This is a genomic window from Burkholderia pseudomultivorans, assembly GCF_001718415.1.
Classification (GTDB): domain Bacteria; phylum Pseudomonadota; class Gammaproteobacteria; order Burkholderiales; family Burkholderiaceae; genus Burkholderia; species Burkholderia pseudomultivorans_A.
Genome location: NZ_CP013378.1, coordinates 3,976,809 through 4,000,795 on the forward strand (window position 1 = coordinate 3,976,809; position 23,987 = coordinate 4,000,795).

At 68.0% G+C, this 23,987-nt stretch carries 23 protein-coding genes and 1 tRNA gene; 9 read left to right on the plus strand and 15 right to left on the minus strand.

What is annotated here, in order from left to right:
- Positions 1-28 precede the first annotated feature (28 nt).
- Entirely contained in the window at positions 29-475 is a 447-nt protein-coding gene (locus WS57_RS30685) for a multidrug/biocide efflux PACE transporter (RefSeq protein ID WP_009691817.1), read from the minus strand.
- A 112-nt stretch (positions 476-587) separates the two neighbouring features.
- Here WS57_RS30685 and WS57_RS30690 point away from each other — a divergent pair, with 112 nt between their 5' ends.
- Complete coding sequence (locus tag WS57_RS30690; RefSeq protein WP_009691818.1) at positions 588-1,472, plus strand: LysR family transcriptional regulator; 885 nt, start codon at positions 588-590, stop codon at positions 1,470-1,472.
- Positions 1,473-1,588: 116 nt separating this feature from the next.
- Here WS57_RS30690 and WS57_RS30695 read toward each other — a convergent pair whose 3' ends face one another.
- The 5 genes from WS57_RS30695 to WS57_RS30715 form a co-directional block, all read right to left on the minus strand.
- The gene (locus tag WS57_RS30695; RefSeq protein WP_009691819.1) at positions 1,589-2,047 is read right to left on the minus strand and encodes a CopD family protein; all 459 of its coding nucleotides are present in this window, start codon (positions 2,045-2,047) and stop codon (positions 1,589-1,591) included.
- A 248-nt stretch (positions 2,048-2,295) separates the two neighbouring features.
- Positions 2,296-4,617 (minus strand): DNA topoisomerase IV subunit A, encoded by a 2,322-nt coding sequence (parC, locus tag WS57_RS30700; protein ID WP_040127924.1) that lies wholly within the window; start codon positions 4,615-4,617, stop codon positions 2,296-2,298.
- Between the two features lie 70 nt (positions 4,618-4,687).
- Complete coding sequence (parE, locus tag WS57_RS30705) at positions 4,688-6,670, minus strand: DNA topoisomerase IV subunit B (protein ID WP_009694760.1); 1,983 nt, start codon at positions 6,668-6,670, stop codon at positions 4,688-4,690.
- Positions 6,671-6,947: 277 nt separating this feature from the next.
- Positions 6,948-8,933, minus strand: coding sequence for an ATP-binding cassette domain-containing protein (locus tag WS57_RS30710; protein ID WP_208610308.1), 1,986 nt, complete (start codon positions 8,931-8,933; stop codon positions 6,948-6,950).
- Positions 8,934-9,096: 163 nt separating this feature from the next.
- On the minus strand, positions 9,097-9,501 hold the full coding sequence (locus tag WS57_RS30715) for a DUF4399 domain-containing protein (protein WP_009694757.1): 405 nt from the start codon (positions 9,499-9,501) through the stop codon (positions 9,097-9,099).
- A gap of 208 nt (positions 9,502-9,709) precedes the next feature.
- Here WS57_RS30715 and WS57_RS30720 point away from each other — a divergent pair, with 208 nt between their 5' ends.
- Positions 9,710-9,892 carry a rubredoxin gene (locus tag WS57_RS30720; RefSeq protein WP_006398668.1) on the plus strand — a complete coding sequence of 61 codons (183 nt, stop codon included), beginning with the start codon at positions 9,710-9,712 and terminating at the stop codon, positions 9,890-9,892.
- Between the two features lie 142 nt (positions 9,893-10,034).
- Positions 10,035-10,109, plus strand: a tRNA-Arg gene (locus WS57_RS30725).
- A 149-nt stretch (positions 10,110-10,258) separates the two neighbouring features.
- Here the strand turns inward: WS57_RS30725 and eco are convergent.
- Positions 10,259-10,756, minus strand: coding sequence for a serine protease inhibitor ecotin (gene eco / locus WS57_RS30730; protein WP_059601317.1), 498 nt, complete (start codon positions 10,754-10,756; stop codon positions 10,259-10,261).
- A 142-nt stretch (positions 10,757-10,898) separates the two neighbouring features.
- On the opposite strand from eco, the gene WS57_RS30735 reads away from it, so the two are divergent.
- Positions 10,899-11,207, plus strand: coding sequence for a hypothetical protein (locus tag WS57_RS30735; protein WP_009688762.1), 309 nt, complete (start codon positions 10,899-10,901; stop codon positions 11,205-11,207).
- A 327-nt stretch (positions 11,208-11,534) separates the two neighbouring features.
- Here WS57_RS30735 and WS57_RS30740 read toward each other — a convergent pair whose 3' ends face one another.
- Positions 11,535-11,903 (minus strand): hypothetical protein, encoded by a 369-nt coding sequence (locus WS57_RS30740; protein ID WP_059601315.1) that lies wholly within the window; start codon positions 11,901-11,903, stop codon positions 11,535-11,537.
- A 157-nt stretch (positions 11,904-12,060) separates the two neighbouring features.
- Between WS57_RS30740 and WS57_RS30745 the strand changes: the two genes are divergently transcribed.
- Both WS57_RS30745 and WS57_RS30750 read left to right on the plus strand, forming a co-directional pair.
- A complete protein-coding gene (locus WS57_RS30745) occupies positions 12,061-12,441 on the plus strand; it encodes a DUF5594 family protein (RefSeq protein ID WP_040127927.1) in 381 nt (126 codons plus the stop codon).
- A 193-nt stretch (positions 12,442-12,634) separates the two neighbouring features.
- A complete protein-coding gene (locus WS57_RS30750; RefSeq protein ID WP_040127928.1) occupies positions 12,635-14,002 on the plus strand; it encodes an MFS transporter in 1,368 nt (455 codons plus the stop codon).
- Between the two features lie 16 nt (positions 14,003-14,018).
- Here the strand turns inward: WS57_RS30750 and WS57_RS30755 are convergent, their stop codons facing one another.
- The 3 genes from WS57_RS30755 to WS57_RS36490 all read right to left on the minus strand — a co-directional run bounded on the left by WS57_RS30755 (position 14,019) and on the right by WS57_RS36490 (position 16,365).
- Positions 14,019-14,615 (minus strand): AAA family ATPase, encoded by a 597-nt coding sequence (locus tag WS57_RS30755; RefSeq protein ID WP_009688766.1) that lies wholly within the window; start codon positions 14,613-14,615, stop codon positions 14,019-14,021.
- A complete protein-coding gene (gene otsA / locus WS57_RS30760) occupies positions 14,608-16,029 on the minus strand; it encodes an alpha,alpha-trehalose-phosphate synthase (UDP-forming) (RefSeq protein WP_069245261.1) in 1,422 nt (473 codons plus the stop codon). Before otsA ends, WS57_RS30755 begins: the two co-directional genes overlap by 8 nt.
- A 138-nt stretch (positions 16,030-16,167) precedes the next feature.
- Complete coding sequence (locus tag WS57_RS36490; RefSeq protein ID WP_081078835.1) at positions 16,168-16,365, minus strand: hypothetical protein; 198 nt, start codon at positions 16,363-16,365, stop codon at positions 16,168-16,170.
- Between the two features lie 291 nt (positions 16,366-16,656).
- Between WS57_RS36490 and WS57_RS30770 the strand changes: the two genes are divergently transcribed.
- Positions 16,657-17,208, plus strand: a complete 552-nt coding sequence (locus tag WS57_RS30770; protein ID WP_040127931.1) for a hypothetical protein — start codon at positions 16,657-16,659, stop codon at positions 17,206-17,208.
- Positions 17,205-17,699: a hypothetical protein gene (locus WS57_RS30775; protein ID WP_069245263.1), complete on the plus strand. Its 495-nt coding sequence runs from the start codon at positions 17,205-17,207 to the stop codon at positions 17,697-17,699. The genes WS57_RS30770 and WS57_RS30775 overlap by 4 nt, the downstream gene beginning before the upstream one ends.
- A 99-nt stretch (positions 17,700-17,798) precedes the next feature.
- Here the strand turns inward: WS57_RS30775 and WS57_RS30780 are convergent, their stop codons facing one another.
- Positions 17,799-19,136, minus strand: a complete 1,338-nt coding sequence (locus tag WS57_RS30780) for an AAA-associated domain-containing protein (protein WP_040127933.1) — start codon at positions 19,134-19,136, stop codon at positions 17,799-17,801.
- Between the two features lie 22 nt (positions 19,137-19,158).
- Positions 19,159-20,916: an ABC transporter permease gene (locus tag WS57_RS30785; RefSeq protein ID WP_040127934.1), complete on the minus strand. Its 1,758-nt coding sequence runs from the start codon at positions 20,914-20,916 to the stop codon at positions 19,159-19,161.
- Positions 20,917-21,442: 526 nt separating this feature from the next.
- Between WS57_RS30785 and WS57_RS30790 the strand changes: the two genes are divergently transcribed.
- Positions 21,443-21,706: a hypothetical protein gene (locus tag WS57_RS30790; RefSeq protein WP_009694930.1), complete on the plus strand. Its 264-nt coding sequence runs from the start codon at positions 21,443-21,445 to the stop codon at positions 21,704-21,706.
- A gap of 42 nt (positions 21,707-21,748) precedes the next feature.
- Here WS57_RS30790 and WS57_RS30795 read toward each other — a convergent pair whose 3' ends face one another.
- Both WS57_RS30795 and WS57_RS30800 read right to left on the minus strand, forming a co-directional pair.
- Positions 21,749-23,065, minus strand: a complete 1,317-nt coding sequence (locus WS57_RS30795; RefSeq protein WP_059479044.1) for an ATP-binding protein — start codon at positions 23,063-23,065, stop codon at positions 21,749-21,751.
- Positions 23,049-23,774, minus strand: a complete 726-nt coding sequence (locus WS57_RS30800) for a response regulator (protein ID WP_009693256.1) — start codon at positions 23,772-23,774, stop codon at positions 23,049-23,051. The genes WS57_RS30795 and WS57_RS30800 overlap by 17 nt, the downstream gene beginning before the upstream one ends.
- Positions 23,775-23,987 lie beyond the last annotated feature (213 nt).

Genomic DNA, 23,987 nt, shown 5'->3' on the forward strand with positions numbered 1-23,987 from the left:
AGTCGCCCCGCTTCTGCGCCGATCGACGTCAACCGGCCTGCGCCGCGACGCGGCGCGCGAGCCAGCGTGCCCGCAGCGTGTCGTACGCGAGGTTGAAGCAGAACGTATAGGGCAGGAAGAACAGCACGAGGCCGAGGTCGAGCAGCAGCGCTTCGACGAGTCCCACGTTCAGCCACCAGGCGGCAAGCGGCACCACCATCGCGACGAGGCCGAGCTCGAACACGACCGCATGCACGATCCGCACGCCGAGCGTGCGCGACAAGCCCGCACGCCGCTCGAAGCGGTCGAACAGCGTGTTGAAGGTCATGTTCCAGGCCATCGCGATCAGCGACACCATCACCGTCAGCACGCCGACGTGCGCCACCGGCATGTCGAGCAGCCATGCGCCGACCGGCGCGCACAGCGCGATCGCGACCAGTTCGAACGTCAGCGCGTGCGCGAGGCGTTCCGTCATGGTTTTGTTCGTCTGTTTCATGGTTCTCTCCGATACGTGGATTGCGGGGATGTCGGCCATTCTGATCGGTAAAACCGGATTGATCCAGTTTGTTATCATCGGTTTTACCGATATAAACCGCAAAGGACCGCGCATGCGCCACGCTCCCGAAGCCCTGCTCGCGTTCACCGAGGCCGCGCTGCTCGGTTCGTTCACGGCCGCCGCGCGCAAGCTCGGCAAGCGCCAGTCGACCGTGTCGGAAGCGATCGCGAACCTCGAGATCGACCTCGGCGTGCAGTTGTTCGACCGCTCGACGCGCACGCCGACGCTGACCGACGCCGGGCGCGCGCTGCTGCCGCAGGTCCAGCGTGCGCTGGAGGCCGGCGCGGCAATCGACCGCACCGCCGCGCGGCTCGCCGGCGGCGAGGAAGCGCGGCTGACGCTCGTCGTGTCGGACACGTATCAGTCGAAGCGCTACGAGGAAACGCTGCAGGCGCTCGAGCAGCGCTTTCCGGCGCTCGAACTCGAATGCCAGATCGCCGAGCACGAGGACGTGCTGGACCTGATCCAGCAAGGGCGCGCCCAGCTCGGCCTGATGGCCGCGCGCGCAACCTACCCGGCCGACATCGGTGCGGCGACGGTGGCGGAAGAATCGGAGATCGGGCTGTTCGTCGGGCGCACGCACGCGCTGGCCGGATACGGCGACGCCGAGGTGCCGCACGCGGCGCTGCGCGACGCGCGCGAACTGCGCCTCAATACCTACGTGAAACCGGAAGGCCGCGGCGACGACAGCCGGATCGTCGTCGGCACGCAGCGCTGGCTTGCGCCGAGCTACCTGATGCTGCTGGAGATGGCGGTGCTGGGGTTCGGCTGGGCCGAATTGCCGCGCTGGATGGTCGAGCACTTCGCGCGCGAGCGCCTGTGCGAGCTGCGCGCACGCGGCTGGCCGCGCCGCGTGCGGGTCGATGCGGTATGGTCACGCAACCGGCCGCTCGGGCCGGCCGGTTCGTGGCTGCTCGACGCAATGCTGGCCGCATAGGCGCGGCGGCGGCGAGCGCCACGTCATTGCGTGTGGCGCATTCGTCGGGATAACCGCTTCGCCACCTTCGCGGCATTCGACCCGCGATCGGCCAAGCGGCCTCCTCGCCCCCGGCGTCAGAAACCGCGCGACAACACCGCCGCGCCGATCGTCACGACGCCGAGCACCAGGTTGACGACGACGAGCAGGCGCACGCCGTTCACCGCGCGCGCGCCGTCCGGCCAGTTCTGCGCCTGCACCGCACGCCGGATGCGCGGGAACAGCGCGAACCGGATGTGGCCGAAGATCAGCATCATCACGACGCCGAGGCCCGCCATCGCGTGCAGCGGCCAGGTCGCATGCGCGCCGCCGAACTGCATCAGCAGCATGCCGCCGGACAGCAGGATCACGATCACCGCGCCCGCGACCCAGTTGAAGAAGCGGCTGAACACGCCTTCGATCAGCGGCAGCCGCAGTTGCGGCGACAGGTCGGACAGCGCGGGACGCAGGCAGAAGTTCGCGAACACCATCCCGCCCACCCACACGGCGACGGCCAGCAGATGAAGAAACAGCGCGACGGCAACGGCATGGGACATGGCGACGATCCTGTGACGAGTGGAAGCGGCAACGCGGCTGCGCCGGCGACGAACCGGCGCGATGCACGCGGCATCAAGCGACGTTCGACCCGCGCGCCGCCGCGCGGTTCAAGCCCTGCGCGCGATTTCACAATATTTTGCAAGTGGTGCGTGACGGTGTCGTCATCGCGCCACGCGCGCCATGCAAAAAAGCCGCACATCCGCCGAGGCGAACGTGCGGCTTTCGACGCCGGCGGCTGCGCGCCGGCTCAGCCGAGCAGCGGACGCAGCTCGTTGACGACCTTCAGCTTCGTGTCCGGCGTACGGCCTTTGCGTGCACGCTTGCCGACATGCGGCGCGAGGCCCGCGTACGACAGCGTCTCGTCCTGCACCTTGCCGCCGCGACCGGTGCCGATCAGCACGACGCCCGCCGGATCGATCGCGAGCGCCTGCACGAGCGTTTCCTTGTCGTCGAGCGCCATCAGCGTCACGCCGCGGCCGCCGCCCGACAGCGTCTTCATCTCGTCGATGCCGAACACCAGCAGCCGGCCGCCGCTCGACAGGCACGCGACCTGCGTCGCGTTCGGCAGCACCGGCATCGGCGCGAGCGGCACCGCGCCCGCGTCGATCGTCATGAACGCCTTGCCGGCCTTCACGCGGCTCACCATGTCGCCGACCTTCGCGATGAAGCCGAAGCCGTTGCTCGACGCGAGCAGCAGCGGCTGGTCGGCCGCCGCCGCGTAGTAGTGCATCAGGTGCGAGCCCGATTCGAGCTCGATCAGCGACGTGACGGGCACGCCGTCGCCGCGCCCGCCCGGCAGCACCGACACGTCGACCGAGTACACGCGGCCGCTGCTGCCCCACGCGATCAGCCGGTCCGGCGTGCGGCACTGGAACGCCGCGTACAGGCTGTCGCCGGCCTTGAACGAGAAGCTGGCCGGATCGAGCCCGTGGCCCTTCAGCGCACGCACCCAGCCCTTCTGCGACACGACGACCGTCACCGGCTCGTCGACCACCTTCGCCTCGAACGTCGCGCGCTTTTCCTGCTGGATCAGCGTGCGGCGATCGTCGCCATACTGCTTCGCATCGGCCTCGATCTCCTTGATCATCAGCCGCTTCATCGCGTTGTCGTTCGCGAGCAGGTCTTCCAGCTTCGCCTTCTCGTCGCGCAGTGCCTCGAGCTCCTTCTCGATCTTGATCTTCTCGAGCCGCGCGAGCTGACGCAGGCGGATTTCGAGGATGTCGTCGGCCTGGCGCTCGGTCAGGCCGAACGCGCTCATCAGCGCGGCCTTCGGCTCGTCCGACTCGCGGATGATGCGGATCACCTCGTCGATATTCAGGAAGACGATCATCCGCCCTTCGAGGATGTGGATGCGGTCGTCGACCTTGCCGAGACGATGGCGGCAGCGGCGCGTCATCGTCTGCTGGCGGAACTTCACCCATTCGTCGAGGATCGTCAGCAGCCCCTTCTGGCCCGGCCGGCCATCGGCGCCGATCATCACGAGGTTCAGCGTCGCGTTCGACTCGAGGCTCGTGTGCGCGAGCAGCGAGTTCACGAATTCGGTCTGGTCGATCGTGCGCGACTTCGGCTCGAACACGAGCCGCACCGCCGCTTCCTTGCCCGACTCGTCGCGCACCGCGTCGAGCAGGTCGAGCATCGCCTTCTTCGTGTTGAGCTGTTCGGGCGTCAGCGTCTTCTTGCCGAGCTTGAGCTTCGGGTTGGTCAGTTCCTCGATTTCCTCGAGCACCTTCTGGCCCGACGTGTTCGGCGGCAGCTCGGTGACGACCAGCTGCCACTGGCCGCGCGCGAGATCCTCGATCTTCCAGCGCGCGCGCACCTTCAGGCTGCCGCGGCCCGTTTCGTAGGCCGCCGCGATCTCGGCGTCGCTCGAGATGATCTGGCCGCCGCCGGGGAAGTCGGGGCCTGGGATCAGGTTCATCAGCTCCGCGTGCGACAGCTTCGGATTGCGGATCAACGCGACCGCCGCCGCCGCGACCTCGCGCAGGTTGTGCGACGGGATTTCGGTGGCGAGACCGACCGCGATCCCCGACGCGCCGTTCAGCAGCACGAACGGCATGCGGCTCGGCAGCGTCTTCGGCTCCTCGAACGAGCCGTCGTAGTTCGGCATGAAATCGACCGTGCCCTGGTCGATCTCGTCGAGCAGCAGCTTCGAGATCGGCGTCAGCCGCGCTTCGGTGTAACGCATCGCCGCCGCGCCGTCGCCGTCGCGCGAGCCGAAGTTGCCCTGCCCGTCGATCAGCGGATAGCGCAGCGAGAAGTCCTGCGCGAGACGCACGAGCGCGTCGTACGCCGACTGGTCGCCGTGCGGGTGGTATTTACCGAGCACGTCGCCGACCACGCGCGCCGACTTCACCGGCTTCGCGTCCGGGCCGAGGCCCATTTCGTTCATCGCGAACAGGATGCGGCGCTGCACCGGCTTCTGGCCGTCGCACACGTCCGGCAGCGCGCGGCTCTTCACGACGCTGACCGCGTAGCTGAGATACGCCTGCTCCGCGTAGTTGCCGAGCGTCAGCGCATCGGCCCCGGGTGCGTCGGACCCGGCGAAGAGATCGGAAGTATTGTCGTCCATCTGAATTCCGTATTCGTAAGTGGCGTGAGGCCGGGCCGGACCTCAGTCCGGCCCGCGGGCGTCGGGGCGCCTAGATGTCCGCTTCGACGTCGTTGCCCTTTTCCTCGAGCCAGCCGCGCCGCGCGGCTGCCTCGCCCTTGCCCATCAGCATCGTCATCCGCTCGACGGTCGCCTCGTAGTCGAGCTCGCCGAGCTTCACCGGCATCAGGCGGCGCGTGTCGGGGTTCATCGTCGTGTCCCACAGCTGCTCGGCGCTCATTTCGCCGAGGCCCTTGAAGCGGCTGATGCTCCACTGCGTGTCGCGCACGCCGTCCTTGCGCAGCTTGTCGAGGATCGCTTCCAGTTCGCCGTCGTCGAGTGCATACAGCTTCTGCGCGGGCTTCTTGCCGCGCGCCGGCGCATCGACGCGGAACAGCGGCGGACGCGCGACGTAGACGTGACCGCGCTCGATCAGCTGCGGGAAATGCTTGAAGAACAGCGTGAGCAGCAGCACCTGGATGTGCGAGCCGTCGACGTCCGCGTCCGACAGGATGCAGATCTTGCCGTAGCGCAGGTTCGACAGGTCGACGCCGTCGTCCGGGCTGTGCGGATCGACGCCGATCGCCACCGAGATGTCGTGCACCTCGTTGTTCGCGAACAGGCGGTCGCGCTCGGTTTCCCACGTATTCAGCACCTTGCCGCGCAGCGGCAGGATCGCCTGGTATTCCTTGTCGCGGCCCATCTTCGCGGAGCCGCCCGCCGAGTCGCCCTCGACGAGGAACAGTTCGTTGCGCGCGGTATCCTCGGTCTCGCAGTCGGTCAGCTTGCCAGGCAGCACCGCGACGCCCGAGCTCTTGCGCTTCTCGACCTTCTGGCCCGCGCGCGTGCGCGCCTGCGCCTGCTTGATCACGAGTTCCGCGAGCTTCTTGCCGTGCTCGACGTGCTGGTTCAGCCACAGTTCGAGCGCCGGGCGCGAGAACGACGACACGAGCTTCACCGCGTCGCGGCTGTTCAGGCGCTCCTTGATCTGCCCCTGGAACTGCGGATCGAGCACCTTTGCAGACAGCACGAACGACACGCGCGCGAACACGTCTTCCGCGAGCAGCTTCACGCCCTTCGGCTGCAGGTTATGCAGTTCGACGAAGCTTTTCACCGCCTGGTAAAGACCGTCGCGCAGGCCGGATTCGTGCGTGCCGCCGGCCGGCGTCGGGATCAGGTTCACGTACGACTCGCGCACGAGCGAACCCTCCTCGCTCCAGGCGACGACCCACGACGCACCCTCGCCCTCGGCGAACGTGTCGTCGCCCGAGCGCGAATCGGCGAAGCGCTCGCCTTCGAACAGCGGGATCAGCAGCTCGCTGCCGTTCATCTCGTCGAGCAGGTAGCCGCGCAGGCCGTCCTCGTATTTCCAGCTCTGGCGCTCGCCGCTCTTCTCGTTGACGAGCACGACCTCGACGCCCGGCAGCAGCACGGCCTTCGAGCGCAGCAGGCGCTGCAGCTCGCCGAGCGGCAGGTTCGGCGAATCGAAGTACTTCGGGTTCGGCCATACCTGCACGCGCGTGCCGGATTTCTTCTCGCCGCGACCGGCCGACTGCGTGGACAGCGGCTTCACGACGTCGCCGTCGGCGAAGCCGAGTTCCGCGATCTTGCCGTCGCGCCACACGGTCACGTCGAGCCGCGTCGCGAGCGCGTTGGTCACCGACACGCCGACGCCGTGCAGGCCGCCCGAGAACGTGTACGCGCCGCCCGCGGCCTTGTCGAACTTGCCGCCCGCGTGCAGGCGCGTGAACACGATCTCGACGACCGGCACGCCTTCCTCGGGATGCATGCCGAACGGGATGCCGCGGCCGTCGTCCTCGACCGATACCGACTGGTCGGCATGCAGCGTGACGGTGATCTGCCGGCCGTAGCCGCCGAGCGCCTCGTCGGACGCGTTGTCGATGACTTCCTGGATGATGTGCAGCGGATTCTCGGTGCGGGTGTACATGCCGGGCCGCTGCTTGACCGGCTCGAGACCCTTGAGCACCTTGATCGATGCTTCGCTATAGGCCGCGCTGGGCTTCTTCGTTGACATAGGCGCTGAATTTCGTCATTCATCGGGACGTTGTCCACACCTCGTGTGGATAACGTCGTGGACAAAACGTTGAGTTCCGTAAAAAAGCGAATCGAAACAACAGTGTGCTTGGACTGCTCCGAAAGCGGGCGCGCGGCGTGCGCTGCGCGGCCCGGGACGCGCGGTATTTTACTGGTTCCGCGTGGCGCGCCATCGCCCGATTGTCGCGGCGGGCCGGCAGCCGTGCGCTTGCACGGCGCGGGCGACCGCCGGCATGGGCGCCGGCGCGGCCCGCGCGTCACACCGGCTTGCGTTTCGCCTCGAGCGTTTCCCAGCGTTCGAGCGCGGCGAGCAGTTCGTCGTCGATCGCGGCGAACCGCTCGGTCAGGCGCGTGCCTTCCTGCGGATCCTTCGCGAAGATCGAACCGTCCTCGAGTTGCGCGCCGATCGTTTTCTGTTCTTCCTCGAGCGCGGCGATCTTCTCCGGCAGCGCATCGAGTTCGCGCTGCTCGTTGAACGACAGCTTCACCGTACGCTGCGTATTGCGGCCCGCCGCGCCCTTCGCCGCTTCCTCCTTGACCGGCACGGCCTCCTTCACCGCCCGCTTCGCGGCTTCCTGCTGCGCGAGCTGCTGCGAGCGCTCGCTCTGGATCTGCCAGTCGGTGAAGCCGCCGACATATTCGCGCCACTTGCCGTCGCCCTCGGAGGCGATCACCGAGGTCGCGACGTTGTCGAGGAACGCGCGGTCGTGGCTGACGAGCAGCACCGTGCCGTCGTAGTCGGTCAGCAGCTCTTCGAGCAGTTCGAGCGTCGGGATGTCGAGATCGTTGGTCGGTTCGTCGAGCACCAGCACGTTGGCCGGGCGCGCAAACAGGCGCGCGAGCAGCAGCCGGTTGCGCTCGCCGCCCGACAGCGACTTCACCGGCGAACGCGCGCGTTCCGGCGCGAACAGGAAGTCGCCGAGATAGCTCATCACGTGCTTGCGCACGCCGCCGATCTCGACCCATTCGCTGCCGGGGCTGATGGTATCCGCGAGGCTCTTCTCCTGGTCGAGCTGCGCGCGCATCTGGTCGAAATACGCGACCTGCAGGTTCGTGCCGGTGCGCACCGTGCCTTCGTCGGGCTGCAGGTCGCCGAGGATCAGCTTCAGCAGCGTGGTCTTGCCCGCGCCGTTCGGGCCGACGAAGCCGATCTTGTCGCCGCGCATGACCGTCGCCGAGAAGCGGTCGACGATCGTGCGGCCGCCGTAGCGCTTCGTCACGTCGGTCAGCTCCGCGACGATCTTGCCCGACTTCTCGCCCTGCGCGACGTCGAGCTTCACGTTGCCCTGCGTGTTGCGGCGCTCGGCGCGCTCGCGGCGCATCTGCTCGAGCCGCGCGATGCGGCCGACGCTACGCGTGCGGCGCGCCTCGACGCCCTTGCGGATCCAGACTTCTTCCTGGGCGAGCAGCTTGTCGAACTTCTCGTTCTCAACGCGCTCGACTTCCAGCTGCTGCGCCTTGCGCGTCTGGTACGCGGAGAAATTGCCCGGGTACGACAGCAGGCGGCCGCGGTCGAGTTCGACGATGCGCGTCGCAACGCGGTCGAGGAACGCGCGATCGTGCGTGATGAACAGCAGGCCCGCGCGCTGCGCGACCAGCAGTTCCTCCAGCCAGCGGATGCCGTCGAAATCGAGGTGGTTGGTCGGCTCGTCGAGCAGCAGGACATCGGGCTGAAGCACCAGCGCGCGCGCCAGCGCGACGCGCTTCTGCATCCCGCCCGACAGCGCTTCGACGCGCGCGTCGACGTCCGACAGGCCGATCTGCGCGAGCGTCATCGACACGCGCGTGCGCCAGTTCCATGCGTCGTGCGCGTCGAGCGACGACTGCAGCGCGTTCATGCGCGCGAGCAGCGCGTCGTGCTCGGCGCCTTCGGGCGTCTCCGCGAGACGGTGCGCGATCGACTCGTATTCGTCGAGCAGTTCGCGCGTATGCGTGAGCCCCGACGCGACCGCGTCGAACACGGTCGCGCCGTGCTCGAATTCGGGCTCCTGCGGCACGTAGACGGTCACCAGCTCCTGCTGGCGCGTGACGAGCCCGTCGTCGGGTTTCGCGAGCCCCGCGACGATCTTCAGCAGCGACGACTTGCCCGCGCCGTTGCGGCCGATCAGGCCGACGCGCTCGCCGGCCTCCAGCGAGAAGTCCGCATGATCGAGCAATGCGACGTGACCGAACGCGAGTTGCGCGCCGGTAATGGAATAAAGCGACATGGGAGACGGCGAAGAGAAGAAATCGGAAGCGCCCATTGTACCGGGGGCGGACGCCGGCAACGGTATGGCCGGATGGACGAGCAGCGTGCGTTGCGGCGGCAGCGGGGCCGCGCGGGACGGCGGAAGTCGGAAGCGCGGCGGGCGCCCGGCCGATCACTGCGCGCGGACGCGATTCGCGCCCGCACACGGGAAAACGCGCTTACTTCACGTTGACCGTAATCGTCGAGCTCATTTCGGGGCCATACGAGCGATGCGCGCCGTCGCCGAGCTGCAGCGTCAGCGTGTGCTGACCCGGCGGTAGTTTCACGTCGGTTTCGGTCTGGCCCTTGCCGAAATGCAGCGAATGGTCGGTCGCCGGGATCACGTCGCCTTTCGGCAGCGGCTTGCCGTCGATCAGCAGGTGATGGTGGCCCGTGTCCGGCGTCATGTCGCCGGCCGGCTTGAGGTCCATCCCTTCGAGGCCGAACTTCACGTGCACCGGGCTCGACACCGTCGCGCCGTCCTTCGGCTCGATGAAGAACACGCGCGCTTCGGCGCGCGCGACAGTCGACACGGCCAGCGCTGCAACACATACCGCACCCGCGATCCACTTTCTGTTGAGCATCGTTTTCTCCTTCAGATTGACAGGCCCACGAAGCATACACTGCATGCCCGCCGCGCGCGATGACACGCGCCGAACGGGCATTGTTCGCGATGCGTACGTTTAAAACGACGTTGCGGCAGAGATCGGCGAAATTCCGGTACTATTGCGCCTTTCGTCCGCCGGCTGTGGCGCGGACGGCATCACCGATCTTTCATCATCTGAACGCGACATGAGCGAAGTCACCGAATACCAGAGCTGGGTCTGCCTGATTTGCGGGTGGGTCTACAACGAAGCGGAAGGGCTGCCCGACGAGGGCATCGCGCCCGGCACGCGCTTCGCCGACATTCCCGCCGACTGGCGCTGCCCGCTGTGCGACGTGGGCAAGGAAGATTTCGTCGTCGTCGATTTCTGATCGCGGCGAGCGGCTGCGGGGAATGCGCGTCGCGTTGGCGTGCATTCCGTCAGCCGATGCGCCGCGCGTTTGCTATACTCTGCGGCGCTGTCCACATCGCCGTCCGGCTGACGCGTTCGCGCGTCGGGCAACGGACATGGCTCTCCCCGTAGTTCAATGGATAGAACAAGCGCCTCCTAAGCGCTAGATACAGGTTCGATTCCTGTCGGGGGGACCATCCTTCTTGTAGTCCCTCTATATCCTCGACAACACAGCCCGTCCCCGATCCGCACCGCGTCATCAGCAAACGCCCGCGACGACGACGATATTGCCGCGATCAAGCGACCACACGAAGGTCCCTTCCCTCCCGCAGTCGCCCCGCCGCCCTTACTGCCTCACCCCCTCCCGCACTTCCTTCGACGCATTCCAAACGCGATACCGCACCTCGAACCCCTCCGGCACATAAACAACCAGCGGCAAACGACTGTTATAACGCAGCAGTTGGTCCCCACCACGCACCTGCACGAACCGCTGCTGCGGCGCCTGCCCCGGACACGCCATCAGCGTCGACGCCGGCCCCTTCACGTCGGCCAGCCGATAGTACGTATAGCCCCAGCCCTTCACGTCCTCGGCGGTCAGTTCGCCACCGAACCACTGCTGGTTGCAGTCGGTCTGCAGCGTCTTGCCGATCATCAGCTCGACGCGCGCGTCGCCTTCGTTCTCGAGCGCGGGCAGCGCGATCACGACGCGCTGCTGGCCGGCCGTCGGCTGCGGAAACATCTTGATCGATTCGGCCGGCACGGCGGGCGCCGACGCCGGCCCCGCCGCACATGCGGCAGTCGTCACGCAGAAAGCGGCCAGCGCGGCCCGGATCGCGAATTTCATCGATGTGCTCCTGAAAAACAAATGAGCCCCGGATGCTAACACTTTCGTCGCGACACCTTACGACGCTGTAATTTCAAGACACAATTCCAAACAGCCGGCAACCGCGTCGCGCGGTACTTATAACGAAACAACGGAGAACATCATGCTGAAGCTCATTGCTGCCGCCGGCGTCGCCACCCTGCTGGCCGGCTGCGTCGTCGGCCCGGACCCCGGTTATGGCTACGGCCAGCCCTACTATTCCGATCCCGGCTACGCGTACGGGCCTTCTCCCGTCTACGGCACGGTCAATATCTGGGGCGGTGGCGGCGGGCGCGACTGGGACCGCGGACACCGCGACTACCGTCGCTGGGACCGCGATCGCGGCGACCACGGCGGCTGGCGCGGCGGACGCCGCGACGACTGGAACGACGGCGGCGGACGCGGCCACGGCGACGGCGGCCATCGCCACTGACTCAATTGCAACCGTTTGTATCCGCGCGCGAGCGTCGTTGATCGTCGGCGTCGCGCGCGAAACGATCGTATGCCGGCATATCGGCGCAAAAGCAAAGGCCCTCGCATGACGCGAGGGCCTTTCGTCGTTATCGCACCGGACGTCCTACCGATGCCGGTCAAGAATCAATCGCTGCTGCCGACGCCGTCTCGAGCGACCGGTGACTCCGCAATCACGCGCAACATCAGCCGACCGATAACATCAGCGGCCCGACGCAACCACCGGGCCTCATGACGGCTCCACCGCCCTCCGACGCCGCATCGACTCGCGCATCACGCATTCTCCCGCTTACCAGCCCGCCGGTTGCGCGTAACCGTAACCACTCGACACAGGTGCACCGCACACGTACGCGCGTTGATAGCGGTCATAGCAATACCGCGGGCCGTCGTCCTCGTACTGCGCCTGCTGATAGGTCGGGTACGCCGGCTGCTGATACGCCGGCGCCTGGTAGTACGTCGGCGGCTGATAGGCCGGCGCCTGATACACGGGCGCCTGATATGCGACCGGCGGATTCAGCGCGGACGTGACGATCGCGCCCAGCACGGCGCCGCCGATCAGCGCGCCGATCACGGCACCGCCGTCGCGGCCATGCGCGGAAGCCGGGCCCGCCACGGCGAGCGAACCGGCGAGAACACAGACTGCGGCAATTTTTTTCATGATTGGACTCCCACGCGAAGTGGTACGGGATGCGATGCATTGTGGCCGCAAGTCGCCGTAATAGATGCAGCAAGTGGTAACGCGCGATTACCGCTGCAATGCCCGCCGAAACGCGGTAACGCCGTGCTACGATTTTCCGCACAAAGGAGACACCGTCATGCAGCCCGAAACCGCTCGCCGTTTCGATACCGAATTCGCGCCGCGCATCGCGCAGGCGATCGCCGCCTTCTTCTCCGATCATGTCCGTGCCGACGTCGTGCCGTATGGCGGCCACGGGCATCCGACGCGGGTTCAGATCCGCAGCGCGCCGCATGAACACGTCAGCGGCTTCACGCATCCGCTGAATCTCGAGCTGACCTGGGACACCGACGAAATCGAACGCCTGATGGAGCCCGACGGCCCGCAGCGCTTCGAGCACTATCTGGCCGCACTGCCGAAGAAGCTCGGCGCCTGGCAGGGCGCGCGCGACATCGACCTCGCGTCGCGCACGCAGGCCGACCCGCTCGTGCGGCTCGGCGGCCTCGACTTCGAAGGCTGAGCATGCGCGCCGGCCGGCGACCGGACGGCGAGATGTGTCCGCGTCGCCCGATCCACGCCGGTGATACACTCGGCCGGTCCCGATCCGGCGCGTTCGCGTCGGCCGGGCCGTTCACCGCCGCGTTCGCCCGGCTTCATGGTTGCGCATGCAACCGGCCGCAAGCTGCGCGCACAACCCTGCAATCGCTCCCGTCATGAACGCCGATACCGGCCTGCCGATTCCGCAACGCTACTGGGCGATCGTCTGCGTCGCCCTGGGCATCACGCTCGCCGTGCTCGACGGCGCCATCGCCAACGTCGCGCTGCCGACCATCGCACGCGACCTCCACGCATCCGACGCCGCATCGATCTGGATCGTCAACGCCTATCAGCTCGCGGTCACGATCACGCTGCTGCCGCTCGCGTCGCTCGGCGAACGTGTCGGCTATCGCCGCATCTATATCGCCGGGCTCGCGCTGTTCACCGCCGCGTCGCTCGGCTGCGCGCTCGCCGGCTCGCTGCCGATGCTCGCGGTCATGCGCGTGATCCAGGGCTTCGGGGCGGCCGGCATCATGAGCGTCAACGCGGCGCTGGTACGGATGATCTATCCGTCGTCGATGCTCGGGCGCGGACTGTCGATCAATGCGATGGTGGTCGCGCTGTCGTCGGCGATCGGGCCGACGGTCGCGTCCGCGATCCTGTCGTTCGCGTCGTGGCCGTGGCTGTTCGCGGTCAACGTGCCGATCGGCATCGCCGCGGTGCTCGGCAGCGTGCGCGCGCTGCCCGCCAATCCGTTGCACGACGCGCCGTACGATTTCCCGAGCGCGCTGATGAACGCATGCGTGTTCGGCCTGCTGATCATGGCGGTCGACGGGCTCGGTCACGGCGAAAGCCGCGCGTATGTCGCGGCCGAGCTGGCCGTCGCGTTTGCGGTCGGCTATTTCTTCGTGAAGCGCCAGTTGACGCAGCCGGCGCCGCTGCTGCCCGTCGACCTGATGCGCATCCCGATGTTCGCGCTGTCGATCTGCACGTCGGTCGCGTCGTTTACCTCGCAGATGCTCGCGTTCGTCGCACTGCCGTTCTGGCTGCAGAATTCGCTCGGCTTCTCGCAGGTCGAGACGGGCCTGTACATGACGCCGTGGCCGCTCGTGATCGTGTTCGCCGCGCCGCTCGCGGGCGTGCTGTCGGACCGCTACTCGGCCGGCATCCTCGGCGGCATCGGGCTCGCGCTGTTTGCGGCCGGCCTGCTGTCGCTCGCGACGATCGGCGCGCATCCGGGCACCGTCGACATCGTCTGGCGGATGGCGTTGTGCGGCGCGGGCTTCGGGCTGTTCCAGTCGCCGAACAACCGCGCGATGCTGTCGTCGGCGCCGCGCGCACGCAGCGGCGGCGCGGGCGGCATGCTGAGCACCGCGCGGCTAACGGGCCAGACGCTCGGCGCCGCGCTCGTCGCACTGATCTTCGGGCTCGCGCCCGACCGCGGGCCGACGATCGCGCTCTATGTCGCCACCGCGTTCGCGGCGGCGGCAGCCGTCGTCAGCATGCTGCGCATCGCGTCGCCGCAGCCGGACGCGTCGACCTGATGCCGTCGCTCGCCGCTCACGCCGCGTCGAGCGTGTCCAGCACGAAACGCACGCGCGCCTTCACGCTCGCGCGTGGCAGTTCGATCAGCCGGTAACCGTACGACGTGTAGCACTCCACCATCGCGTCGTAGGTGCGCACCGCCTCCGCGAAATCCTGCCGGCGCTCGGTGTCCTGCGCGTAGATGTCGCGCCACGGCGGCGCGATGAACACGCGCCGGTGATAACGAAAATGCCGCGCCGCCGCTTCCGCATGCGCGGGCACCGCGAGGCCCGTCAGTCGTAGATATCCGATCACGTCCGGCATGCCGCGATCGAAGAACACCGGGCCGCGCGCATGCCGCGCCAGATGGTGCGAGCGCATCTCCCAGCTCAGCATCAGTTCGGCGAACGCGGCCGGATCGCGCCACGGCAGCGCGTGGCCGTCGACGGTCATCTGGTCGCGGATCACGCCGCGCCCGGCCTCGTGCGAACGCGCGAAGCCGGCGCGTTCGAGTGCATCGAGCAGCGTGCTCTTGCCGGAGCCGGGGCCGCCCGTCACGACGAAGAAGCGTTCGATCGCATCGTCGGCGACGCCCTCTTCCGTCGCGCCGGCCGGCTGCGCGAACTCACGCATGCGCGACCCGCCGGCCCGCGCGCTGCGTGACCGAGGCGGCCGCCGCGACGCTGCGCAAGTCGGCGACGAACGTGTCGCGCCACACCGACAGGTCGTTTGCCCGCAGGCGTGCGAGGTTTTCCTCGTGACGCGCCTGCCGCTCCGCGAGCGGCATCGACAGCGCGCGCTCGAGCGCGTCGGCCATCTGCGACAGGTCGTACGGGTTGACGAGCAGCGCGCCCGTCAGCTCGGCCGCCGCGCCGGCGAATTCCGACAGCACCAGCACGCCCGGATCGGCCGGATCCTGCGACGCGACGTATTCCTTCGCGACGAGATTCATCCCGTCGCGCAACGGCGTCACGTAGCCGACCTGCGACATCCGGAAGAACGCCATCAGCAGGTTGCGCTCGTACTTGCGGTTGAGGTACTGGATCGGCGTCCAGTCGAGCTGCGAAAAACGCCCGTTGATGCGGCCGGCCTCGCCTTCGAGCGTTTCGCGGATGTGCTGGTAGGTCTGCACGTCGGAGCGCGTCGGCGGCGCGATCTGCACGAGCGATACGCGCCCCTGCCAGCCCGGCGCGTTCGTCAGCATCCGCTCGAACGACCGGAAGCGCTCGACGAGCCCCTTCGAATAGTCGAGGCGATCGACGCTCATCACGAGCTTGCGGCCGTCGAGCGCGTCGCGCAGCATCTTCACGGGCTTGCGCGAACCGTACTGGACGGCCGCCTGCGCAATCGCGTCCGGGTGCACGCCGATCGGATAGGCGGCGACCTTCACGACGCGGCCATGCGCATGCAGCATCCCGTCGTCGCTCGCCGTGCCGATGCCGCGCCGCTCGATGTAGTCGGTAAACGCCTGCTTGTCCGCGTCGGTCTGGAAGCCTGCGACGTCGTACGCGCACATGAACTTCACGAGCTCCTCGTGCGGCGGCACGAGGCGCAGCATGTCGGGCGACGGAAACGGAATGTGCAGGAAGAAGCCGATCGGGTTCTTCACGCCGAGCTCGCGCAGGCAGTGCGCGAACGGCAGCAGATGATAGTCGTGCACCCAGATCAGGTCGTCGGGCCGCAGCAGCGCGGCGAGCTGCTTCGCCAGCATCGCGTTCACGCGCAGGTAGCCGGCGTACTCCTGCCGGTCGAAGCGCGCGAGATCGCCGCGATAGTGAAACACCGGCCAGAGCGTCGCGTTCGAGAAGCCGCGGTAGTACTGATCGTAGTCGCGCCGGGTCAGCCCGAGCGTCGCGTACGTGACGTTGCCGTCGCGCTGGATCGCGGGCGCGGCGTCGGGCGTGCCGACGATCTCGCCGTTCCAGCCGAACCACACGCCGCCGGTTTCCTTCAGCGCGTCCATCACGCCGACTGCGAGGCCGCCCGCGCTCGGGCGCGTGTCCTCGCCGGCGGCGACACGGTTCGATACCACGATCAATCTGCTCATGCGGCTTTCCCTCCTCGATTCGATTGGATGACGCGCAGCGCGCGCCACGACGGGCGCGACGGCCCGCAGGCGGCCGCGCGGCAGTTCAGACGTGAGAGATGCAATGAAATGCGACAGCGGAATGCAGCGGCGACAGGGTCAAGCGTCCTGCTCCTGGCCGAGGTCGCGCTGATAGTCGAGCCCTTCCGGGCGGGCGCCGCCCTGGTTGTGATCGCCGTCGGACGGCGTCTCGCCAGGGGTGCCGGCTGGCGGTGCGGATGGCGCGTCGGTCGTTGGGCGCGAATGGTCGGCACCCTCGTCGGCGGGCCGGTGCGCGGGCCGTTTCGAACGGCGCATGACGGGGTGTCTCATATGCGGCGCGGCTCGGAGCCGTCGTTGAAACCTGTCATAAGGAAATAGTTTAGGGCGCTTCTTCGCGCATCGCGGTAACAAGACCCTTCAATTTGTAACGTTTCGACCCCTCGCCAGCCGTCTGTTCGAAAATGACGTCGCGCGCCCGCGCGCGTAGCGGCGGTGTTCCGCTTCCGCCGATTTGTCAAAGCTTTGCAGTTTTCCTATGACAATTGCGAAACAATGACGCGGCATGGGGCGGGTCGCCGCTCACCCAGACAGGACTTGCACTCAGGGATGAACATTCGTTTCGAATCGCCGCGTCGGGCCATGCCGGCGCGCATCGTGCTGGCCGCGGCCGCCACGGCCGCGCTGCTGTCCGGCTGCAACTCGCTGTACAGCGAAGGCGCGACGGCCGGCGCCGGCATCGCGGGCGCGGCGATCGCGTCCAAGGTCACCAACAACGCCGCTGTCGCGACGGGCATCGGCCTCGGCGCCGTCGCCGGCGCGCGCGCCGGCGTCCAGTACACGCAGCGCGTCGCGCACCGCTATACGCAGGAACAGATCGCGAAGGCGGCCGGTCCGCTCGAGGTCGGCGGCGTCGCACCGTGGTCGACGCATCACTCGTTTCCGATCGAGGACGACGAACAGGGCCGCGTGACGGTCAGCCGGATGATCAGCGTCGGCCCGCTCGACTGCAAGGAGATCGTGTTCGCGGTCGATACGCCGGCGAAGCCCGACAAGGCCGCGCAGTCGGCGTTCTACGTCGCCACGATCTGCCGCGACGGCCCGACCTGGAAGTGGGCGTCCGCGGAACCCGCGACCGAGCGCTGGGGCGCGCTGCAATGAGCGTCGCGATCCGTGTCGCGTCGCTCGGCGTGCTGTGCGCGGCGACGGTCGCGCTGTCGGGCTGCGGATCGGTCGGCGCCGCGAGCGGCGCACTGGCCGGCGCGGCGACGGGCCTCGTCACCGCAAACCCGGCCGTCGGCGTCGGGGTCGGCATCGCCGTGCAGGCGGCGACCGACGAGGCCGTCAACCGCACGATGAAGCAGCTCCATCAGAACCAGCAGGACGCGATCGCAAGCGTGGTCGGCAGCAGTGCGGTCGGCGACGTGAAGCCGTGGAAGGTGAAGAAGACGATCCCGCTCGAGAACGGCGAAGGCGAAGTGCGCGTCACGCGCGCGTATTCGTCGGCGCTCGCGATGTGCAAGGAATTCGCGTTCTCGGTGAAGGACGGCGACAAGGCCGACTGGTATTTCGCGAATGCGTGCCAGCAAGGGTCGCACTGGAAGTGGGCGTCGGCGGAGCCGGCGGTCGATCGGTGGGGGAATTTGCAGTGACGGGGTGGCGCGAGCGGGCGCCCGTGTGAAAAACGGCGAGCGCCCGGTCAGGAATGCGCGATACCGGCTCGCGCCCCTGAAGGACCTCGCCGTATCGCTTCAGGACTCGACGTCCTCAAGACTGAAAATTTCCGTCTGATCGTTGTACGAGAAAATCTCGCCATAACGACCCCAGTCGATCACCGCGTCAAGCGTCTCCTCGGCCGCGCCGTCCGACAGGAAATCCTCCAGTTCCTGCTCGAAGCGCACGCGCGGCGCACGATGCCCCGGCCGCTCGTTCAGCACCTTCTTGATCCGCGCGGCCAGCGGCACGTGCTTCAGCAGGTGATCGGCGAACATCAGCTTGCGCTCCTGCGTGCCGAATTCCGCGAACACGCGCCCCGGCGGCGTCAGGAACACGTCCCCTTCCCGCACGTCGGCAAAACCGAGGTATTGCAGCACTTCCGCGATCGGGAACAGGTCGTCGACCTCAAGATGCAGCGACCGCGCGATTTCCGGCATGTCCGCGCGGCCGTGGTACGGCGCCATCGCAAGCGTCTCGATCAGGCCGGCCATCAGGTTGGTCGACACCTGCGGCAGCCAGCTGCCGAGTTCGAGCCCCTTCTTCGTCGCCTCGCCGGTCTGGCGGGCCGTCATCTTCGCGTAGATGTCGTCGACCAGCTTGCGGAACGCCGGATCCAGCCGGTTGCGCGGATGCTTGAACGGCACCTTGATCTCGGCGATCACGCGCCCCGGGTTCGACGACAGCACGAGGATCCGGTCGCACATGAACACCGCTTCCTCGATGTTGTGCGTGACGATCAGCACCGACTTGATCGGCATGCGGCCCTGCGTCCACAGGTCGAGCAGGTCGGTACGCAGCGTCTCGGCCGTCAGCACGTCGAGAGCGGAGAATGGCTCGTCCATCAGCAGGATCGTCGGATCGACGACCAGCGCGCGCGCAAAGCCCACGCGCTGCCGCATCCCGCCCGACAGCTCGCGCGGATACGCGTTCTCGAAACCGTCGAGACCGATCAGGTCGATCGCGGCCAGCGCGCGCTCGCGCCGCTCGCGCGCGCCGACGCCGAGCGCCTCGAGGCCGGCTTCCACGTTCTGCAGCACGGTCAGCCACGGAAACAGCGCGAAGGTCTGGAACACCATCGCGACGCCTTCGGCGGGACCGGTCAGCGGCTTGCCGAGATAGGTCACTTCACCGCCGGTCGGCTCGATCAGCCCGGCGATGATCCGCAGCAGCGTCGACTTGCCGGAACCGGAACGGCCGAGCAGCCCGACGATCTCGCCTTCGCGCAGCGACAGATTCGCATCGTCGAGCACCAGCAGCTCGCCTTGCGTCTTGTTGAAGCCGCGGCAGACGTGGTCGACGCGCAGGATTTCCTCGCCGAGGCGCGGCGGCTGCGGAGTCTGGACGGGGGCGTTTACAGCATTCGGATTGTGCATCGCGTTTCGCTCTCAATCAGTCTCAGTCGAGCCGCAGCTTCGCTTCCGCAAAGGCATACAGCGGGCGCCACAGCAGGCGGTTGAACAGGGTGACGAACAGGGACATCACGGCGATGCCCAGGATGATCTTCGGAAAATCGCCGTCGGCGGTCGTCTGCGCGATATAGGCGCCGAGCCCGTGCGCCTCGATCCGGGTCGAGCCCCACTGCACGGCTTCGGACACGATGCTGGCGTTCCATGCACCGCCCGACGCGGTGATCGCGCCCGTCACGTAGTACGGGAAGATGCCCGGCAGGATCGCCTGCCGCCACCACTGCCAGCCGCGGATGCGGAAGTTCGTCGCCGCCTCGCGGTAGTCGTTCGGGTAGGACGTCGCGCCGGCAATCACGTTGAACAGGATATACCACTGCGTGCCGAGCACGATCAGCGGCGACAGCCAGATATCGGCGTTCAGGTGGAAGCGCGCGATCACGATCACGAACACCGGGAACAGCAGGTTCGCCGGGAATGCGGCAAGAAACTGCGCGAGCGGCTGCAGCTTCTCGGCGAGCGCCGGGCGCAGCCCGATCCACACGCCGACCGGCACCCAGATCACCGATGCGATCGCGATCAGCACCACCACGCGCAGCAGCGTGATGAGCCCGAGCACCAGCACGTGGCCGACCTCGGCCATCGTCACGCCGGTCGACACGAAGCTGAACACGCGCCACACGATATACGCGGTGCCGATCAGCACGAGCGTCGCCCACACGATGTCGACCGTGCGCGACGCCTTCTTCTCGACTTTCGGCAGCGTGAAGCGCATCGCGCCCGACAGCGGCAGGCGCAGCGGAATCCGCGCGGCCTTCGCGAAGAACCAGCCGGCCGGCACCAGCAGTTGATGAATCAGCCGCGTGCGGCGCACGAGGTCGAGCAGCCACGATTGCGGCGCGTCGCCCGACGCGGTGTTCTCCATCCGGAACTTGTCGGCCCACGCGATCAGCGGGCGGAACAGCAGCTGGTCGTACGCGAGGATCACGACCGTCATCGTCAGGATCACCCAGCCGATCGCGCCGAGGTTCTTGTCGGTGATCGCCTGCGCGAGATACGCGCCGATGCCCGGCAGCGTGATCGTCTGGTTGCCGACCGTGATCGCTTCCGACGCGACCACGAAGAACCAGCCGCCCGACATCGACATCATCATGTTCCAGATCAGCCCCGGCATCGAGAACGGCACCTCGAGCTTCCAGAAGCGCTGCCATGATGTCAGGTGGAAGCCGCGCGACACTTCGTCGAGATCGCGCGGCACCGTGCGCAGCGACTGGTAGAAACTGAACGTCATGTTCCACGCCTGGCTCGTGAAGATCGCGAAGATCGCCGCGAGCTCGGCGCCGAGCACGCGGCTCGGGAACAGCGCGAGGAAGAACGTGACCGTAAACGAGATGAAGCCGAGCACCGGCACCGACTGCAGGATGTCGAGGATCGGGATCAGCACCATCCCCGCGCGGCGGCTCTTTGCGGCAAGCGTGCCGTAGATCAGCGTGAACGCGAGCGACGCGACCATCGCCGCGAGCATCCGCAGCGTCGTGCGCAGCGCGTATTCGGGCAGGTTCGACGGGTCGAGCGAGATCTTCTGCGTCTGCAGCGTCCCGATCGGCGCCATCGTCTCGTGGAAGCCGACGACGGCCATCGCGATCAGGCAGATGATCAGCGGAAACGCAATGAAGTCCCACCGGTTCGGCAGGACGCGCCACGCGGACGCATTGGCGGTCCGGTTCGGATTGAAGAATCCGACGTCCATCAGGCGCCCTCCCCGGTAAGGCCGAACGAAGCCGGCAGACGATGTTGATTCATGGCAAAGCGCTCGGGCGCGGTAATTCGGTTGACTCACGATTTCACGCTGGCGCGCCGCGCCGTGCGTGCATGCGCTGCCCCGGCCGAGTCGGCCCGCGACGGCACGACACTACACCAACCTGTATGTCAGGTCCAACCGTCTGGAGGCGGCGCGGCGGTCGCGGCCGCGTGCACGGAGCGTGCCCGACACGCGGCGGGCCGACGCTCGCACGGGGCGAAGCAGCCCGGCCGCCGTGTTGCGGCCGGCGCGCAGGCCCGAATTATGCCGTGATCCGGCCCGGCCGGGAACCCGCCGGCCGCATGCGGACACAAACCGTGTCGCGCGTCAGCAGACGGACACAGCGAAGCGGGTATGATCGGGGTTGGCCCTCGGGGTCTGCCGACACGGGAACGCGCGGGCGAACGCCCGCAGTCGCACGCGGAGCACGACGTCGGCAGGCGCCGGGGATCGATCGACGAGCGGGAGGAAGGGAATGGCAGGAAACTTGGTGATCGTCTGTCGCGATCAGGATGCCGACGCGTTCTACGAGCTGATGCAGGAATACGGGTCGTTCCAGACGCGGCTGTCGTCGACGACGTGGTACCTGAACATGAACGTCGTGCCGGAATCGTTGCAGGAGGAAATCCTGGAGCGCCTCGGCCGGTATACGACCGTCTATATCTTCGAGGCCACGAGCGTGACCTACAACACCGTCGACAGCAACGCCGCGGAGACGCTCGGCACGCTGTTCGAGTGACGCCGCGCGGCGCGGCGGCCGCCCTGGCGCCGCCGGCGCCGCTTATGCGGCCTGCGGGTGCGGTTCGCCCTTCGGCACGACGTCGAACGGGAATGTCATCGCGACGCGCAGCCCGCCTTCGGGGCGGTTGCCGATCTCGCACGTCCCGCCCAGCCTGAGCACCAGCCGCTCGACGATCGCGAGCCCGAGCCCGCTGTGCCCGTTGCCGCCGCGCGCCGGATCGAGGCGCACGAACGGCCGCGTCGCGGCCGCGAGGTCGCGCGGCGCGATCCCGCTGCCGTGATCGCTGACCGCCAGCACATAGCCGGCCGGCGTGCGCGCCGTCTCGACGAGCACGGGCGGCGCGCCGTATGCATGGGCGTTGTCGAGCAGGTTCGACAGGATCCGGTCGAGCGTCGCGGTCGGCAGGCAGAAGCCCGGGTCGGCCATGAGGCGCGTCTGGACCGTCGGCGCATTCGGTGCGACCGCGCGATAGGTGCGCGCGATCCGCTCGCAGGCCTGGTCGACCGGCACCGGCTCGCTGCGATCGGCCCCGCCGTGCGCGAACACGAGGAACTGGTCGACGATATGCGACATCGAGTCGACGTCGCGCACCACGCCGTCGCGCAGCCGCGCGTCCTCCATCATCTCCGCGCGCAGGCGCATCCGCGCAAGCGGCGTGCGCAGGTCGTGCGCGACGCCCGCCAGCATCACCGCCCGGTCGCTCTCGGCCTGCGACACCTGTTCCACCATCTGGTTGAAGCCGTGCGTGAGCTGGCGCAGCTCGCGCGGGCCGCGCTCGCGCAGCGGCGGCACCGGCTGCCCGCGGCCGAAGCGCGCGACCGCGCGCGCCAGCGAGCGCAGCGGCTGCTGCAGCTGCCACGCGGCGAACAGCGCGGCGATCACGCCCGCCGAGAAGATCGTGCCGAGCCACAGCAGCATCCGGTCGATCGAGCGCGGCGGCCGCAGCGGCTGCACCGGCACGACGATCCAGTTGCGGTCGGACGGCTCCTTGACCCACAGCACGGGCGGACGCCCCGGCGCGCCGATCTCGACGCGCGTGCCGGGCGGCATGCGCTCGGTCACGTCGTCGCGAAAGCGCTTGAGCGCGGGCGGCAGGTTTGCGTCGTCGCCCTTCGGCACGTCCGCGCTGCCCGGCGTCACCAGGCGCACGCGCGACGGCAGCGGCTGGTCGGGCGTGCGCGCGACGTGCTGGCGCACCGCATCGACCAGGAACGCGGCCTCCTCGACCGCGTAGCGCGTCTGCATCTGGTTGCGCTCGAGCCGCATCGCGAAAAACCACGCGAAATGCGACAGGAGCAGCACGCCGACGACGAGCAGCGCGAGCCGCCCGAACAGCGAATCAATGGGTTTGCGCATGGGCCTCGCCGTCGGGCACGAACACGTAGCCGCGCCCGCGCACCGTCTGGATGAAGCGCGGCGTCGACGGATCCGTCTCGAGGATGCGGCGCAGGCGCCACACCTGGACGTCGATGCCGCGGTCGGTGCCGTCGTACTCGGGCCCGTGCAGCAGCTCGAGCAGCCGCTCGCGCGTGAGCGTGCGCAGCGCGTGGTTCACGAAGATCTTCAGCAGCGCGAATTCGCTGCTCGACAGCGTCGCCGGCTTGCCGTCGACCGACAGCGTGCGCGCCTGGAAATCGAGCACGAAGCGGCCGAACGCGAACGGCTCGCGCTGCTCGGGCGCGGCCGCCGACGGCGTCGCGCGGCGGCGGCGCAGCACGGCCTGCACGCGCGCGAGCAGTTCGCGCGGGTTGAACGGCTTGCCGAGGTAGTCGTCCGCGCCGAGCTCGAGCCCGACGATGCGGTCGACGTCGTCCGCGCGCGCGGTCAGCATGATCACGGGGATGTCGTCGCCCGCCGCGCGCAGCTGGCGCAGCGCGGTGAGGCCGTCCACGCCCGGCATCATCAGGTCCAGCACGATCAGGTCGGGGCGCTCGCGCTCGAGTCGCTTCTCGAGCGTGGCCGCGTCGTGCAGCACGGATACCTCCATCCCCTGGCGCACGAGATAGTCGCGCAGCAGGTCGCGGAGTTCTTGGTCGTCGTCGACGATGAGGATCTGGGTAGTCATGGCTTGAAGTTTACCGCGCGCAGGCGGCCTCGAAGAACGAAACAAAGGGACGAAAGGGTTACTGCGGGTTACCGCGCAAGGGAACTGTAATGCACCGTAACCCGGCTGCCGCCCCGCGTAACACCGGCCGGTGCGCCCGCCGCTAACCTGCGTCTTACCGGATGCGGCAACCGGCTCGCCCGGCCGCCGCATCGCCGGACCCTTTGGATACAA